Source organism: Paenibacillus oryzisoli (assembly GCF_001653565.1).
Classification (GTDB): domain Bacteria; phylum Bacillota; class Bacilli; order Paenibacillales; family NBRC-103111; genus Paenibacillus_E; species Paenibacillus_E oryzisoli.
This window is the reverse complement of record NZ_LYPB01000030.1, coordinates 1-17,032: the sequence shown is the minus strand read 5'-3', so window position 1 is coordinate 17,032 and position 17,032 is coordinate 1. Positions and strand designations below refer to the sequence as shown.

At 48.4% G+C, this 17,032-nt stretch carries 11 protein-coding genes and 2 riboswitches; of the genes, 9 read left to right on the top strand and 2 right to left on the bottom strand.

The genetic code is table 11. From position 1 onward, the window contains the following. Positions 1-249: 249 nt before the first annotated feature. Positions 250-1,593, bottom strand: a complete 1,344-nt coding sequence (locus tag A8708_RS00320; RefSeq protein WP_068661556.1) for an APC family permease — start codon at positions 1,591-1,593, stop codon at positions 250-252. Positions 1,594-1,686: 93 nt separating this feature from the next. Continuing rightward, positions 1,687-1,791, bottom strand: a riboswitch (guanidine-I (ykkC/yxkD leader). A gap of 190 nt (positions 1,792-1,981) precedes the next feature. Further along, positions 1,982-2,081, top strand: a riboswitch (guanidine-I (ykkC/yxkD leader). Between the two features lie 68 nt (positions 2,082-2,149). On the opposite strand from A8708_RS00320, the gene A8708_RS00315 reads away from it, so the two are divergent. Genes A8708_RS00315 through atzF form a run of 4 tightly spaced genes read left to right on the top strand, consistent with a single transcriptional unit; the run spans position 2,150 to position 8,995 of the window. Beyond that, a complete protein-coding gene (locus tag A8708_RS00315) occupies positions 2,150-2,869 on the top strand; it encodes an urea amidolyase associated protein UAAP1 (RefSeq protein ID WP_068661555.1) in 720 nt (239 codons plus the stop codon). A 31-nt stretch (positions 2,870-2,900) separates the two neighbouring features. Then, positions 2,901-3,551 carry an urea amidolyase associated protein UAAP2 gene (locus A8708_RS00310; RefSeq protein ID WP_068661554.1) on the top strand — a complete coding sequence of 217 codons (651 nt, stop codon included), beginning with the start codon at positions 2,901-2,903 and terminating at the stop codon, positions 3,549-3,551. A 29-nt stretch (positions 3,552-3,580) separates the two neighbouring features. Then, a complete protein-coding gene (uca, locus tag A8708_RS00305; RefSeq protein WP_068661553.1) occupies positions 3,581-7,204 on the top strand; it encodes an urea carboxylase in 3,624 nt (1,207 codons plus the stop codon). Between the two features lie 24 nt (positions 7,205-7,228). Continuing rightward, positions 7,229-8,995, top strand: a complete 1,767-nt coding sequence (gene atzF / locus A8708_RS00300) for an allophanate hydrolase (RefSeq protein ID WP_068661552.1) — start codon at positions 7,229-7,231, stop codon at positions 8,993-8,995. A gap of 317 nt (positions 8,996-9,312) precedes the next feature. On the opposite strand, the gene A8708_RS00295 is transcribed toward atzF, so the two are convergent. Continuing rightward, entirely contained in the window at positions 9,313-9,585 is a 273-nt protein-coding gene (locus tag A8708_RS00295) for a hypothetical protein (protein WP_157264467.1), read from the bottom strand. Positions 9,586-9,759: 174 nt separating this feature from the next. Between A8708_RS00295 and A8708_RS00290 the strand changes: the two genes are divergently transcribed. From A8708_RS00290 to A8708_RS00270, 5 genes are all read left to right on the top strand, one after another. Further along, entirely contained in the window at positions 9,760-11,994 is a 2,235-nt protein-coding gene (locus A8708_RS00290; protein ID WP_068661550.1) for a helix-turn-helix domain-containing protein, read from the top strand. A 276-nt stretch (positions 11,995-12,270) separates the two neighbouring features. After that, entirely contained in the window at positions 12,271-13,125 is an 855-nt protein-coding gene (locus A8708_RS00285; RefSeq protein WP_157264471.1) for an ABC transporter permease, read from the top strand. Between the two features lie 12 nt (positions 13,126-13,137). Further along, on the top strand, positions 13,138-14,013 hold the full coding sequence (locus A8708_RS00280) for a carbohydrate ABC transporter permease (RefSeq protein WP_068661548.1): 876 nt from the start codon (positions 13,138-13,140) through the stop codon (positions 14,011-14,013). A gap of 24 nt (positions 14,014-14,037) precedes the next feature. Beyond that, on the top strand, positions 14,038-15,684 hold the full coding sequence (locus A8708_RS00275; RefSeq protein ID WP_068661547.1) for an extracellular solute-binding protein: 1,647 nt from the start codon (positions 14,038-14,040) through the stop codon (positions 15,682-15,684). Positions 15,685-15,760: 76 nt separating this feature from the next. Beyond that, entirely contained in the window at positions 15,761-16,651 is an 891-nt protein-coding gene (locus tag A8708_RS00270) for a family 43 glycosylhydrolase (protein ID WP_082927174.1), read from the top strand. Positions 16,652-17,032 lie beyond the last annotated feature (381 nt).

The following is a 17,032-nucleotide window of genomic DNA, read 5'->3' as shown; positions in this document are numbered from 1 at the left end:
GAAACAGAAACTCCCCATATACGCCTCGCTTATCTCCGTCTTCCAAGGACAATTCAGCTTCTGAACCTAAGTAGTAACGAGTTTTTGCAGCTATTTTTTGCGTTGCGGCAGTGATTAACTAGTTGGAGATGGGAGTGAGGTTGAAGGTAATGAGGTGGCGTAGGCAGGAATGTAGGAATGGGGGTAATAAGGGAGGTCATAAGGTAGCGGAAGAACCTGAGGAAATCCTCAGGTTCTTCGAATTGCCAGCTAGTTTAGTGGAGTAGACCGTGCAGTTCTGATGGTGACAGCGGCATTTTTGGATTGGGCGGTACGTTTGTGAATCAGGTGATAGATGACTCCAATCAGCAGCCACGTTAGACCCATCCATAGGGCATCCTTATCCAACAAGGATAGTAGATAACCGATGAATCCGGCCCCTAACAACGGAAGCACAAGATACAAGATCGTTTGCTTCGGCGAGCGTTGGCGTTCTTTCATATACTTTTGCGCGATGACAGATACGTTGACGAAGAAGAAGGCGGAAAGGGCGCCGAAATTGACGAATTTCACGGCATTATCCAGAGATATCACGAGTGCGAGCAACGAGACGACGCTAACGATCACAATGTTGATAACTGGTGTATTGAACTTCGGGTGAAGGAATGCGAACACTCGCTTCGGCAACACGTTATCTCGACCCAGCACGAACAGGAGGCGTGACACGCTGGTAACCGACGATAATCCTTGCGTGAAGATCGCAAGAATCAAAACAACGAGGAACACGGAACTCAATGCGGCTCCGCCGACCATTTTGACAATTTCAAAGCCTGCAGAATCAATTTGAACAAAAGTTAAATGCGGATACACGAGCTGTGTTAGAAATGAGGGAACTAAGTAAAGAACGCTAGCTGTTATGATGATGATCATGATTGCACGCGGAATGGTTTTCTGGGAGTTGACCGTTTCTTCGGCCATCGTTGTCACCGTATCAAAGCCTAAGAAAGAGAAACAGATAATCGAAGCGCCAGCGAGAATCGTAGAGAAAGGCACCTCCGTTTGCAGGAAAGGCTGAAGCGGGTTAATCTCACCAACGCCGGATAAGTTGCGGAATAGAAAGAAACAGAACACGGCAATAAACACAATCTGAATCCAGACGAACAATTTACTGATATTTGCAGAGAATTTGATACCAATGATATTGATGAAACCGAGGACGATGTTAAGTCCAATGATCCACAGGTAAGCTGGAATGGACGGGAACTGAGCATGCAGGTAGATGCCGAAAGTTAAGCACGCGATGATAGGGGAGAAGAAATAATCCAGAAGCAAGACCCAGCCGACGAGAAAGCCGAGATAGGGATGGATGCTTTTTTTGGTGTAGGTGTAGGCTGATCCTGAAGTTGGAAAAACCTTGGACATCACACCATAGCTGTACGCGGTAAAGAAAATAGCAATGAAAGCAAGTAAATATGCTTGCGTTAACATGCCGTGTGCATTCTCATAAGCGATCCCATAGATGGAGAAGTAAATCATAGGTGTCATCCAAGCGAGTCCCATGTATACAACTTGATACAAGCTCAAGGACTTACGTAGTGTGATTTCATTGGTCATGGCGATAACACTCCTCATCATTGATTGTTTGTGAACACAGAAGAAGTTGGTTTTTATATGCAAAAAAGCCAAGGCGATATCTAGGTTACAGATATCTCCCGGGCTTTTATCCCTCCGTGAACACAGTGTTTAGCTGTGCGTCTTCTCTTGGTCCAGGCCGGGGATTAGGTAACCCGCGGAACCCTAGAAAACTTTGTATGTGATGTTACATAACTTATATGTAATGTCGTTAACCATTTTATTCGTGATGTTAGATATTTGTCATTTATGTAAGTTAATATAACACAATATTAGTTTAGTGAGAAGTATTTTATGTGAATTAACTAAAATAGCTAGAAGTTATTGACACATATCATCAACGATGTTATGTTTAGTAACACAAACGAATACGATTGTTTACTAGGGTTCCGCCGGTAACGTACCGGGCTGGTCCGAGAGTAAACCACTCTTGTAAGAGAGTGCCACGGAAGGATAAAAACCTGGGAGATATCACCAAGACAACGGTCTTGTGATGTCTCCCTTTTTGTTTAAGCAAAAAGCGAAGGAGAGCGATAGCATGGGGAACATATGGAGCAAGGACATCGGGCCAGGGGATAAATGGTCAGGGACGATTGGCAAAGGAAAGTTGATTCGTTTGACTGCGCTGGAAGCAGGTGCGAATGTGTCGATTCAGTTGTACCATGCGAAGGATTTGACAGAGCGCTACAATATGCCCGACACGCTCAAAGCGCAGCATACCGCTCATCTAACTCGCGGAAATGTACTAATGAGCGATAACGGCCGTGCGATGGTGAGCATCGTGGAAGACAGCATAGGCTGGCATGATCCGCTTAGCGGATACACGAGTCGTGCAGCGACGGATGCCAAGTACGGCACGACGAACTACCAGGAACTGCGTAATGGTTGGCTGCGGAGCGGTCAAGAAAATTTTGCGGTAGAGCTTGTACGTAATGGCCTAAGCATGCGGGATATGATGCCGGTAGTGAATCTATTTTCTAAAGTTGTCGTGGACGACAAAGGGGATATGCGGCTCAGCTTAGATCACTGTCCAGCAGGGGCGACGGTTACGCTGAGGACAGAGTTAGATACTCTAGTCGTTCTGTCCAACACGCCGAACCCGCTTGATCCAAGAGCGAGTTATCCATCTGTGCCTGTCAAAATCGAAGTGCTTGCAGCATCACCCGTCAATGAAGACGATTATTGCTTGAATTATCGCCCGGAGAATCGCCGAGCTTTTGAAAATACATGGGAATATCACACACTGCTAGGTTCTTAATAGAAACGACAAAACGGAGGAGGCAGGAAGTATGGCTGTATTTAATCGAGTAGAAAGCCCTCGTCAAGTGGAGGATGCGATATATAGTGAAGTGATTGGGGCGGGAGATGGTTGGATGCGTGTCCTGAGGCCAGGTCAAGTAATGCGAATCGTGGATCTGGAAGGCAATCAAGCCGCAGACACCTTGTTCTATGACGCAGAGAATCCGGAGGATCATTACAGTGCAGTAGCGACGATCACAGGCCAAAGCAACATTTACTTGAGCACAGGTTCCATTCTGAGAGCAGAGTCAGGCAAGGAGTTGTTGAAAATCGTAGCGGACACCTGCGGACGTCATGATACGGTCGGTGGATCGTGCTCAGCGCAAAGCAACACGGTGCGTTACTCGCACGATAAGCTGTCGATGCATAATTGTCGGGATACGTTCATGCTTCAATTAGCCGGGCAAGAAGGTGTATATACCAAGCGAGATTTAGCACCTAACATTAATTTCTTCATGAATGTACCTGTGACACCAGATGGTGGTTTGAAATTTGATGATGGCGTATCAGCTCCTGGCTGTTATGTCGAGATGCAGTCGATTGGCAGCACCATGGCACTAATCAGCAATTGCCCGCAGCTTAACAATCCATGTAATGCCTATAACCCAACGCCGATTCAGGTGCTCATCTGGGATAAATAAACGAAGATAAACATGAAGGAGTGGTTACGATGTTTACCAAAGTGCTAATTGCCAACCGTGGCGCGATTGCCGTTCGTATTGAGCGTACATTACGCAAACTGGGAGTCCAATCTGTAGCTGTGTATACGGCGGCAGATCAAGATAGCTTACATGTGGATGGAGCCGATGAAGCTGTACTAATCGGTGAGGGGCCCGCGAAATCGAGTTATTTGAATACCGAGCTGATCTTGCAAACAGCGCTCGAAACCGGTGCTCAAGCAATTCATCCTGGCTATGGCTTCTTGAGTGAGAATGCGGATTTCGCCCGCGCTTGTCGCGAACACGGCATTGTATTCATCGGACCGACTCCGGAGCAAATGGAGATGTTCGGACTCAAGCATTCCGCACGTGAGATCGCCGAACGTGCTGGTGTGCCGATGCTGCCAGGTACGCCGTTAATCACGGAACTTGATGAAGCTTTAATAGAAGCTGAGCGTATTGGTTATCCGGTTATTCTGAAAAGTACAGCAGGCGGCGGCGGTATCGGCATGCGCGTATGTGCAGATGAAGCTACGCTAAGAGCGGCCTACGATGGCGTACGTCATTTGGCTGAAACGAATTTCAAAAACGGGGGCATGTTCCTCGAGAAATATATTGCCCGTGCTCGTCACGTGGAGGTGCAAATTTTCGGTAATTCGCTCGGTGAAGTTGTGACGCTTGGTGAGCGCGATTGCTCCATTCAACGCCGTAATCAAAAGGTCATTGAAGAAAGTCCAGCGCCGAATCTGTCGGATGACGTACGTGAGGCGATGTTCGCTTCGGCGAAACGATTGGCAGCAGAAGTGGGCTATCGTAGTGCAGGGACGGTTGAATATCTCTACGATCCGGAAACGTGTGAGTTTTACTTCTTGGAAGTGAACACGCGCCTTCAAGTCGAGCATGGTGTGACGGAGGAAGTGCTTGGGGTGGACCTCGTGGAATGGATGGTCCTTGAGGCTGCGTTGGAGTTGAATGACCTGCAATCGCTGATTCGCAAGCCGCAAGGTCATAGTATCCAAGCGCGGATTTATGCGGAGGATTGCCTTCAGCAGTTCCGTCCGAGCGCTGGGCAATTGGATCGTGCTGTTTTCTCGAGCGATGCTCGTAATGAAACATGGGTCCGGGATGGTCTGACCGTAACGACACTCTATGATCCGATGCTGGCCAAAATCATTGTACACGGCAAGGACCGCTTAGACGCGATCCATAAATTAGTCGCAGCGTTAGCGGAGACACGCATGTACGGCTTAACGACGAACTTGCAGTATGTGCGTGCGCTGCTACAAGAGGAAGCTTGCTTGAGTGGCAACGTCTACACGCAATTGTTGAATACATTTGAACCAACAGAACGTGCGCTTGAAGTCGTCGATGGCGGTATTCAAACAACGGTGCAAGACTTCCCAGGCCGTATTCGTCATTGGGATGTGGGGGTGCCGCCTTGCGGACCGATGGATCCATTATCGTTCCGTATCGGGAATAAATTGCTGGGCAATGCCGATGATGCGCCTGGTCTTGAAATGACACTGCGTGGCGGCTCCTACAAGTTCCGCAGTGATATGTGGTTCTGCGTGACGGGTGCTGATATGCAAGCGGAGCTTGATGGCGAGACGGTCGCTACGTATCGACCTGTCCATGCCGAGCGAGGGCAAGTGCTGAGCTTCGGCGAAGCCAAAGAAGGCATGCGCACGTACTTACTGATTGGCGGCGGGCTCGATATGCCGAAGCTCTTAGGAAGCTCATCCACGTTTACGTTGGGTGGGTTTGGGGGACATGGCGGACGTGCGCTTCGCACGGGAGACGTGCTTGGTGTTAATGAAGGCGGAGAGAACCGGGTACAGGATGTATTTGAACTAGCACCAGATCATCGACCTGGCATGACCCGCGAGTGGACGATCGGGGTCGTTCCTGGACCGCATTGTACAGGCGAGTTTTTACGTACGGAGTATCTGGAGCAACTGACAGAAACGAGTTGGGAAGTGCATTTCAACTCATCGAGAACAGGTGTTCGTTTGAAGGGGCCAGCTCCGCTATGGACACGTGAAGATGGTGGGGAAGCGGGGCTTCATCCTTCCAATATTCACGACAATGCCTATGCGATTGGTACATTGGATTTGACCGGCGATATGCCGATTCTGCTTGGCCCAGATGGACCGAGTCTTGGTGGTTTCGTATGTCCGGTGACGACGGCATCAGCGGAGTTCTGGAAGCTAGGTCAATTACACCCTGGTGACTCGATCCGTTTCCACCTGCTGACGCTGCCGGAAGCGGAAGCACTGCGTGACCTGCAAGAGAGCAACTTGCGGGCGATTGGCGAGGGGCATTTTGACCACTTAGTGCATGTGCAGCTGCCCCCTGTGAATGAGGAGATTACGCCGGAGTATCCGCGACTCTTCCATGAAGTTGAGAACCGCCGCTTCCCGATTACGATTCGCTGCTGCGGAGACCAAAATTTGCTCGTCGAATACGGTGAGCTTGAGCTGGATTTGCTGCTTCGTTTCCAAGTGCAGGCCTTGATGCAGGCGATTGTGGAAAGTGGTTCGATTCCCGTGTTGGATCTGACGCCAGGCATCCGTTCCTTGCAAATTCATATAGATCCGTCGCAAATTACGGTGACAGAAGCGTGCAAATTAGTCGTTGAGATCGACGCTGCTCTCCCTCCATTAGAACAGTTCCGTGTGCCATCGCGTATCGTACGTTTGCCATTGTCTTGGGATGATCCAGCGACGCAGCTGGCGATCGAACGTTATCAACAAGGGGTGCGTCCAGATGCACCTTGGTGCCCGAGCAATCTTGAATTCATTAAACGCATTAACGGGTTGGATGAGATAGATGAAGTGAAGAAGATCGTCTATGAAGCGAATTACCTCGTACTAGGGTTAGGCGATGTGTATTTAGGGGCTCCTGTGGCAACGCCAGTTGATCCTCGTCATCGTCTAGTTACAACGAAATACAATCCTGCTCGTACATGGACACCAGAGAATGCGGTTGGTATCGGTGGAGCTTACATGTGCGTGTACGGGATGGAAGGTCCAGGCGGATATCAATTCGTAGGACGCACCATTCAAATGTGGAATCGTCTTCGCTCAACGGAGAGTTTTCAGGCGGGTAAGCCGTGGTTGTTGAGATTTTTTGATCAAATTCAATTCTATGAAGTGAGTGCGGAAGAACTTCTCCAGCTGCGCGAGGACTTCCCTCGTGGCCGATATGAGGCTGACATTCAAGAGACGACTTTTGATTTAGGGGAGTATCTCCAATTCCTAAGTTCTATAGAAGAAACAACCGATACGTTCCGTACCCAGCAGCGTGATGCATTCAAAGAAGAACGTGAGAGTTGGAAGGCAAAAGGTTTAGCTGAATATGTCTCCGAGCAGGAGACGGGGGATGCCCCTCCGGAAGATGAGTTGCCAGCAGGGACAGTGGCGGTGCGCGGGATTATGCCAGGAAGCGTGTGGAAAGTGCTCGTGTCCCCAGGTGAGCAAGTGAAGAAAGGCGACCAACTAGCGATTCTCGAAAGTATGAAAATGGAGTTCCCGCAGCACGCACCTTGTGATGGTTATGTGTCGATGGTTGGCGTGAAGCCAGGGGATCAAGTGCATGCCGGGCAACTAATTCTGGGCATTGCACAATCTGCATAAGGGAGAGGTGAAGGAGCTATGGGCATGACGGTGACAAAAGAACTGACTATACCTTACTTGCGTGAAAAGTATGAATCGGGCACATTATCTCCGCAGGAGGTTATGTTGGCTATTGTAGAGCGTTCCAACGCGGATGCGGATATGAACATTTGGATTACGCCGCCAACGATGGATGCGATTCAGCCTTACTTGGATCGATTAACATCTCTTTCTTTGGCAGATTCACCGTTGTGGGGAATTCCGTTTGCGATAAAAGACAACATCGATCTCGCTGGTGTTCCGACGACGGCAGCCTGTGCAGAGTACGCCTTTATCCCGAGTGAACATGCAGGTGTCGTGGAGAGATTGATTGCGGCAGGCGCCATTCCTGTAGGCAAAACAAATCTCGATCAGTTCGCGACAGGCTTGGTCGGCGCTCGCAGTCCATACGGGGATGCGCATAACGCGCTGCGTCCTGAACTGATCAGCGGCGGCTCGAGCTCTGGCTCGGCCGTCAGCGTAGCCCGTGGCCAAGTGGCTTTCTCACTTGGCACGGATACAGCGGGCTCCGGTCGTGTGCCGGCCGCGCTGAATCGCCTAGTCGGCTATAAGCCGAGTCTCGGCGCATGGCCGACCCTTGGGGTCGTGCCCGCCTGTGCGAGCCTCGACTGCGTCACGGTCTTCGCGCATAGCCTAGCGGATGCGCTTGTCGTAGACAGCGTGGCGCGTGGCGCCCACGCCGAAGATCCTTGGTCCCGCCATGTGGTGCGGAAGCCGGCGGGACTGCCTTTACAGATATGCCTTCCTAGCGGCGAGCTAGGCTTCTATGGACCTTACGCTGCGGAATACCGTGCAGCGTGGTCGCGGGCCGTAGAGCAGGTGCGTGTAGCTGCTCATCGAGAGGGAATTTCGATTGTTGAGGTTGATGTTGAACTTTTCGCGCAAGCTGCGGCGATTTTATATGAAGGACCTTGGGTGGCTGAACGCTGGGCAGCGTTAGGTAGCTTCATTGAGGAGAATCCTGGCGCAGCTTATCCAGTGACGGAGAAAATACTGCGCTCGGGCGCAGCAAGCGAGTACGATGCAGCATCGGTATTTGTGGCGATGCACAAGCTTCAGAAGTATAAGTTGGAAGCTAGGCAACTGTTGCAGGATGCGGTGCTGGTGATGCCTACCTGCGGAGGCACATGGACCCGCGAGCAAGTTCTCGCAGATCCGATCAGCACGAATCGCGACATGGGTCGCTACACGAACCATTGCAACCTGCTGGATCTGTGCGCGGTTGCTGTGCCGGCGGGCGATGCGGCGCCGGAGACGCCTTTTGGGATTACCCTCTTCGCGTTGGCGGAAGAGGAAGGGCTGATTTGTGGGGTTGCGGAGTTGCTCGTGGCGGGCGAATTCATACCCACAACACCACCATCGATTCCAGCGCAAACGACGCTGGTGGCGGTCTGCGGGCTCCACATGCGTGGCTACCCGCTGGAGAAACAGATGCAAGGCTGCGGAGCGCGGTTCATCCGGGAGGATGAATCCGCGGCGAAGTACAGCCTTGTGAAGTTGCCGACATCCCCTGCGAAGCCGGGGATGATCAAACAACAGCAGGGTGGCGCGGCCATCCTGCTGGAGATCTGGGAAATGCCGCTGGAGGCATTCGGCGGCTTTGCTGCGGCGATCCCGGCTCCGCTCGGGATCGGCAAGGTGGAGCTCCGGGACGGCACGGAAGTCCCGGGCTTTGTTTGTGAAGCTTACGCGGCAGAGGGCGCGGAAGATGTGACGGCGTTGCGCGGCTGGCGCAACGTGGCGCCGCTGTAAGCGGCTTCCCTCATTATTGCGCATTCATATATGATGAGCTATGGGGTAAGCGAAGCTTACCCCTATTTTCGTGGGAATTCGTTTTAGTCCGACTTTTCCGAACTAAAACTTGGTTTCCACTGAAAAAAGATCAATTAGTCCGATTTTACCGAACTAATTGACTGTTTTTCTTGGGAAGAGCCTCATCGGAGCGATTTAGTTGGGTAATTTCGGACTAAACCAGTTTGGATGGCGCTGATGGTTGAATTAGTTCGGTAATTTCGGACTATTTCGGTGTCGAAGGGGTGGTATGGGCGTGTTAGCCGAGAAAACGAGCCTTATTGCGTAAGGAAGCAGCGATAAGCCACGCTAGAATTATAATTTCCCCCCTCTGCCCCAAAGTCCGTCCCTCCCCAGTAAAGTCCGCACCCGCCGTCTGTCCCCGCCGTGCGCTCCCGCCGTGCGCTTCCGCCGTGCGCTCCCGCCGTGCGCTCCCACAGTCTGCCCCCGCTGTGCGCTCCCGCAGTCTGTCCCCGCCGTGCGCTCCCACAGTCTGTCCCCGCCGTGCGCTCCCGCAATCCGCACCCGCCGTGCGCTCCCGCAATCCGCACCCGCCGTGCGCTCTCTTCCCCAACTACCGCTCCTATCAATCCTGCTCTCGCCCCTCCTCCGTCATCCCCTCCCCCACATCCCCCAGCAACTCAATCCCACAATCTCGTACAACCCCCTCAAATGTAGTAGACTAAAGTAAACTTACACTACGCAATGACGATTAGGGGGAGACCATGCAAAAGAAATGGTTTTACCGATTACTTTTTTCATATGTACCTTTTTTCTTTTTTATCGTGTTGGTCTTAATGATGGTGTTTAATTACAAATGGAATTTGGAAACGAGAGAACGCATTCAGAATACGAATGAAGTATTTGCTTCCCATGTCATGAATGTGGTGGATTCTTCTTTTCAGACGATTGAGAATTTCGTTATTCAACAAATGCTAACCGATGAATCCATCAAAGGTTACTTTAGCAGTAATGAGCCTGTGCCGCCGTATGCTGCTTATGAAATTTCGCAGAGGCTTAACAATATCAAGACGTTGTTTCCATTTGCCGGTGATGTATACATCTATAAGAAAACCAGCAATGAGGTCATTACGGATAATTCCATTTTTAAATTGGACCAATTTGCGGATGCTTCCTTTGTGGAGGCTGCTTTCAGGGGGGAAGAGGGCATTCAATGGACCGCGCCTCGTTCGTATAATCAATTCATTGGGGAGAGTCGTTCGGATCAGGTGCTTTCGCTTGTCAAAAGAGTGCCCATTACATCCGCAGTTCCCAATGGTGTCGTGGTTATCAATATCAAACTCGGAGCACTGATTGGCATGTTGCAATCCATTAAAGCGAATGCAGCGGATTCTATTGAGATGATGAGCGCCGAAGATCAACCTTTCAAGGAACTTGGAGCGGGACTGGATTTTGAACCGAATGCATGGGGAATCAGCACCATTTCTTCTGCGTATACGGGTTGGAAACTCACTGTGAAGGTCCCTAAGCTGGAGCAGGGGAGTTTACTTGCTGTATTTTTTGGCGCTTGGACACTGCCGATGTTCGGTGCGATCTTACTTAGCATTATGTTCTTAATGTATATTACCCACCGGAACTATAAACCGATTGAAGAGATCATGATTCGAATGGATCGTTATGCGTTGAAAAGAAGTCTGTCCATGGGGAAGAAGTCTGATCATGACGAATTTCAGTTTATTACCTCGGCGCTGGATAATTTAGTTGAGAAATCCAATCAATATGAACTGCGGCATCAAGAAGATTTATCCATCCGCAAAAAGTATTGGTTTTATGAACTATTAGAAGGTAACTTCTCTCTGAATCAAGGCGAGTGGGAGACCGAAGCAGCGCAACTGGAGCTTCCTCCGAGTTTTAATGCCACGATTGTGATGATCATTGAAATCGATAACTACCAAGAGTTCCAATCTAAATACTCAAGTAGGGATCAATCCCTCTTTAAGTTTGTTATTCATGGTGTGCTGCAAGAGATTGCCCAGAGTCAGCACTTGACGGTTTGGTTCGAATGGAAGGAAGCGGATCAATTGTGCGCTATACTCTACATTCAGCCAGATCAAGATTACTCGTCGATTGAGCCCCTTGCGGAGCATATTCAGAATTGGGTTTCCACGAATTTGAAATTCACGATATCTATTTATGTGGGAACCAAAGGCAATGATGCAGAGGAAATTAGTCATTCCTATCAAGATGCGCTGAAGGCGGGGCAATTTAGGACGCTTCGCGGGTATAACCACGTCTATTATGCGACAGAAACGAAATCGCACCTGCAGAGCGATACCTACCGCCAACTGCAATCTGTTCGTTCGTTAGTCAAGGCTGTACGAGCAGCGGAGGTGGAGTGGCAGCGGATATTTGATGATTTATTTGTAGAGATGAGAACAGAGCTGCTTCCTCGGGAGAAGGTGCTGGATATCATCCATTATTTATTTTTTGCTTTGGAAAAAGAAATGGAAGATATGCCGCCAGAGCTCGCCGGCAATTGGGTAGTTCAGCTCAATGTTGAAGCGAGAACCGCTCTAGTTGCAACAGATCTCATCGGAGATATTCAAGTAGGCTTGCAAGCCGTGCTTCATTCATTGGTCGAGTCCATTCAGGAATGGCAGCTTGCCAACGAGCACCATAATCGTATTGATGAGATAAAGCTGTATCTACTTCAGAATTACAGTAATCCAGACCTTTCACTCAATTATTTGAGTGAGAAGTTTGATCTGCCCTCACGGGTATTGAGCAAACTATTTAAAGCTGAAACAGGAGAGCGCTTCGTTGAATATCTGATTGCAATCCGAATGACTGAAGCTAAGCGATTGCTTCTTCAGACAACGGAACCTGTGCAGTCGATTGGTGAGCAAGTCGGTTATTTGCAGGTCATTTCCTTTATTCGTACCTTCAAAAAGTCAGAAGGCAGCACACCTGGCGAGTACCGAAAGCAGCATTCTACCTGAGAATCCAGCGCATTTACCAAAATGTTAACTCGCGGAAATTGTTTATTCAGCTTCTCGCAAGACAAGCCGTCCCTTTACATCTACTGTGGGCGGCTTTTGCATGTCAATTTACATAATTGTTTATCCAGCGAATATTGAAAATTGTGGCGAGGCTGCCCTCCAAGTATAGTGAGGTTGTGTTCAGATCGAACCTGCAGGAGATTCTGACACAGACGCATCAAGGGGGTGAACCATATCGGCAGCGCAACTTGGAAACGCAACATTCCACTCTACCTCATGTTTACGCCGATTATCCTTTTCTTTATCTTATTCAAATATGTTCCGATGTTCGGCAGTATCATGGCATTCAAACATTACAATTTTGGAGAGGGTATTCTTCACAGCCCATGGGTTGGATTCGAGAACTTCAAGGTTCTCTTTAGCACACCTGCTACGATTCAGATTATCCGAAATACGCTTTTACTGAGTATGATGGCCATTTTTATTGGGTTTCCTTTCCCGATTCTACTAGCGATTATGTTAAATGAGGTTCGTTCCAAATGGTTCAAAAGTGTCGTGCAAACGCTGGTTTTCCTACCCCATTTCTTCTCGTGGATCATTGTAGGCGGGATCATTGTTACTATCTTCTCACAGCAAAGCGGCATGCTGAACAGCGTTTGGCAGTATGTATTCGGACATTCCTACGCCTTCTTGTATCATGAAGGATCATGGCTTTCTATTTTCGTAGGCTCAGGAATTTGGAAAGAAGCTGGATTTAGTGCCATCGTGTACTTGGCAGCATTAGGCAGTATTGATGGCAGTTTATATGAGGCGGCTGGATTAGATGGTGCGAGTAAATGGAAACAGATCTGGCATGTAACCCTTCCGGGTATTAGCTCGACGGTGGTATTAATGTTTATATTGGCCATGGGGCGCGTGATGGAAGTAGGGTTTGATCAGATTTTTATGTTGCAAAACTCAACCGTATCTGGTGTATCCGAGGTTATATCTACCTATGTGTACAAAATTGGTTTAATGGGTTCGCAATTTAGTTTGACAGCAGCAATCGGACTATTCGAGTCCTTGGTAAGCTTGATCCTCGTATTTATTACGAATCGAATTGCTCGTAAATTCGGCAATGGCTTGTGGTAGGGGGAGGACGACATGCAAACATCAACAGGTGAACGAACGTTAGTCGTCATTTTTTATGGCTTATTAACAATAGCGGCATTGGCGTGTTTATTTCCTTTGCTCCACATCATATCGTTGTCGATTAGTGATACGCATGCGGTGGCCTCAGGTTGGGTAACCTTTTATCCCATTGGCTTCTCGCTCGAATCCTATAGACAGCTGATGTCGGGCTCGCCAATAGTCAAATCATTTTTCAATAGTGTGGAAATTACAGGGGTTGGTGTTGTCTTAAGTATGGCATTTACCATATTGGCGGCATATCCATTAACGCGGTCTTACTTCTTCGGGAGGAAATGGTACTTATTCGCAATCGTATTCACGATGTTATTCGGCGGTGGACTTATTCCAACCTACTTGACCATTAAGGCTTATGGACTCATGAATACCTATTGGGCTTTATGGCTGCCAGGACTAGTCAGTACCTTCAATCTTCTCGTACTCCGATCTTTTATGGAGAACATTCCGAGTGAGTTGGACGATGCTGCAAGGATTGACGGTTGTGGAGATTGGAAATACTTGACGCGAATTGTACTTCCGTTATCCCTGCCTGTTCTTACGACACTTGCCCTATTCTACGGTGTGGGCTACTGGAACGCCTTCTTCAATGTTCTCATTTACATCAATGAAACAACGAAATATAACTTATCCGTTTTGGTTCAACAAATGATTCAAAGTCAAACGATGTTGGCTCAGATGAATAGCTCGGATTCAGCCAATCAGATTTTATTAACACCAGAAGAAGTCAACTCGGCTGCCATTATTGTCATGGTGCTTCCGATCATGATCATTTATCCGCTGCTGCAAAGGCATTTTGTGAAGGGTGTCATGATTGGGGCTATTAAAGGATAAAACTCAGAAGAGGGGTTATGGAATATGAAAACTTGGAATCGGAAAATGGTAACACTCGTAACGTTGACAATGGCTTGCGGCTGCTTATTGGTTGCTTGCTCGAAAGATAGTGGCTCGGAGTCGACTACTGCACCAACGGGAACAACGACAGGGACAGCTGCGCCTGCGAAAAAAGGAAACATCACCGTTACGCTCTATGATCGCGGCAATATTCCACAAGGCATGGGCACCATTGATAATAACAGATGGACCAAATGGGTGAATGAAACAGGGCCAACCGAAGCCAAGTATGTGCCTATTCCTCGTGGGGAAGCTGTGCAGAAATTGAATATTTTATTCGCATCGGGCAGTGCACCTGACGTCATTCATGAATTTGATACCAATTTCAGAGATCAGCTTTATCAGCAGAAGCAGATCATGCCTGTTGATGATTTGATTCAAAAGTACAGCACAACCTATAAGGCACTCTTGCAAAAGTACCCGGAACTGAAAAAAGCAGGTTCTAAATCAGATGGCAAGCAATATGAATTTGGCCGTGTTCAGAAGCTTGTTGGCTTCCAAGCGCTCTTTATTCGTGAAGACTGGTTGAAGAAACTAGGCTTGAAGGCACCTGAAACCGTGGAGGACCTATTCAAGGTTGCACAAGCATTTGCGAATGATGATCCCGATGGGAATGGTAAAAAGGACACCTATGGCATCGCGTTAAGCGGCGAAACTGGCGGTGCGATCTCTACGATGTTCCAGGATGTGAGTTGGGTCCTGCAAGATGGGAAGCTTGTGCATGATTGGGATAGAGCCAAAGCTGCTGTTACCTTCAAGAAGCAATTGTTTGACGCAGGTCTGACAGATAAGGATTTCTTAACGGATAAAAACGGCCAGAAAGCGATTCAAGATTGGATTAACGGGAAAACAGGTATTTTTGTCGGACGTACAGTTGACCCAGTGAACTATGCTACCTATTATGAGCCTTTGAAAAAGAATGTGCCGACTGCGGAGGTTTCAGCCATTAAGCTTCCTGCTTCTACTTATGGTCGTTTTGCCGTAGGTGTCAATAATCCCGTTCAGATGACAACGGTTATTAATTCGAAAACCAAGGATCCGCAGGCGGCAATGAAGTATATCGACTTCATGTCCGATAAAGCGACTGCTGAAGTACTTCGTTACGGAACACCTGAGGTGGATTCCGTCAAAAAAGCCAATGGCTGCTATGGACCTAAGGATTTGGCGCAGTTTAGTAAAGAAGTGTCCTGGAATGTTGACTTCCAGCTTCTGCTGCAGCAGATCGAGATCGAGCCTTGTGCAAGCGTAACAAGTCAGATGGATGCCAGTCAGCCGTTGCAGAAGGAATTCATCGAGCTCATTAAACAAAATAATATCGCCAACCTGAGCGATGATGTGAAATATGCGCCAATTACGGCTGGTGAACATATGCCAGCATTACCGGAAGATCTCAAGATCGTGAATACGAATGTGACCAAAATAACCGACTTCTATAGCAAAGCGATTGTATCAGGGTCCGCTTACACGGTTGATCAAGCATTTGCCGACGCGAAAGATTTGTGGACGAAGTCAGGCGGCGCCAAATTAGAGGAGTTCTACTTGAAATGGTATAACGAGAACAAAGATACCGCATTCTTGGCGAAGGATATGTGGAAATTCAAGCAAAACTAATTGACGAGATCAGCGCCGCTTTTCATGCATGCGTGAGAAGCGGTTTGCTTTTTACAAGAGAATGGGAGAGATCATCATGAAATTTGCCGATATGACAGCAGGCATACCTTATGCGAAGGATCCAGCAGTTGTTTTCTATAAAGGGAAGTACTTCTTATATTATTCAAGAGGACCGTTCATTGATGGCCGTTGGGGGATCGGTGTAGCCGAGAGCACGGATTTAGACAATTGGACGAAGATTGGGGAAGTTCCGCTTGAGCAGCCTTGTGAAGGCAAGGGCATCTGTGCGCCTGGCGCTATCGTATTAGAAGGTAGAGTCCACTTGTTTTATCAAACGTATGGCAATTTTCCGAAGGATGCCATTTGTCATGCTGTATCGGAGGATGGGCTGATTTTCACTAAAAATGAGACGAACCCGATCTTCGCGCCGACAGGTGCGTGGAACAATGGCAGAGCGATTGACGCGGATGTTGTCGTTCATGACGAGAAGTTATTCCTCTACTTTGCTACACGGGATCCGAAGGGTGAAATCCAAATGCAAGGTGTGGCAACAGCTCCTCTTCACTCGGATTATGGAGGGTCCACGTGGACGCAAGCTTGCACAGACACCATTCTGAAGCCAGAGCTAGCGTGGGAGGGAGCTTGTATTGAAGCTGCCGCTATGTGCAAACGTGAGGGTAAACTCTATATGTTCTATGCAGGAGCTTATAACAATGCGCCTCAGCAAATCGGCTGCGCCATTAGTGAGGATGGGATTCGGTGGGAGCGACTCTTTGAAGAGCCGCTATTGCCGAATGGAGAGCCTGGAAGTTGGAATTCCAGTGAATCTGGACATCCTTTCTTGTTTGTAGATCAGGATGAGCGGACGTACTTATTTTACCAAGGGAATAATGACATGGGCAAAACGTGGTACCTTTCCAAGGTAGAGATCGGTTGGCGGGAGGGTATGCCATTTGTTATGGAGTAGGCCTGTATAGAATAACTGGGAGCCCTGTAGCTTATTGCTACAGGGTTCGCTTATGCCAAACAATTCAAAACAGTGGCAATAGTGGAACTTCTCTAAAGGGGTTGTAATTGATTTCTAGACATGGTACATTAGTCCTCGTTGTTCGGAAGCAAGCAATCACAAACGAATAAGTAGTGAACTTGCTTTGTAACAACAGGATGAAGAAAATGGTTGTCTCGACAGACATCGACGTCATTCGAAAAAAAGAACTTGCAATGGTGAAATGATCTGTGGTATATTACTTCTCGCTGCTTCGGTAATACGGTAGCGGACGAAAGAAATTGATCTTTGAAAACTGAACAACGAGTGAGTAAGCACAGTCGAGTAATCGACTATAAAAGA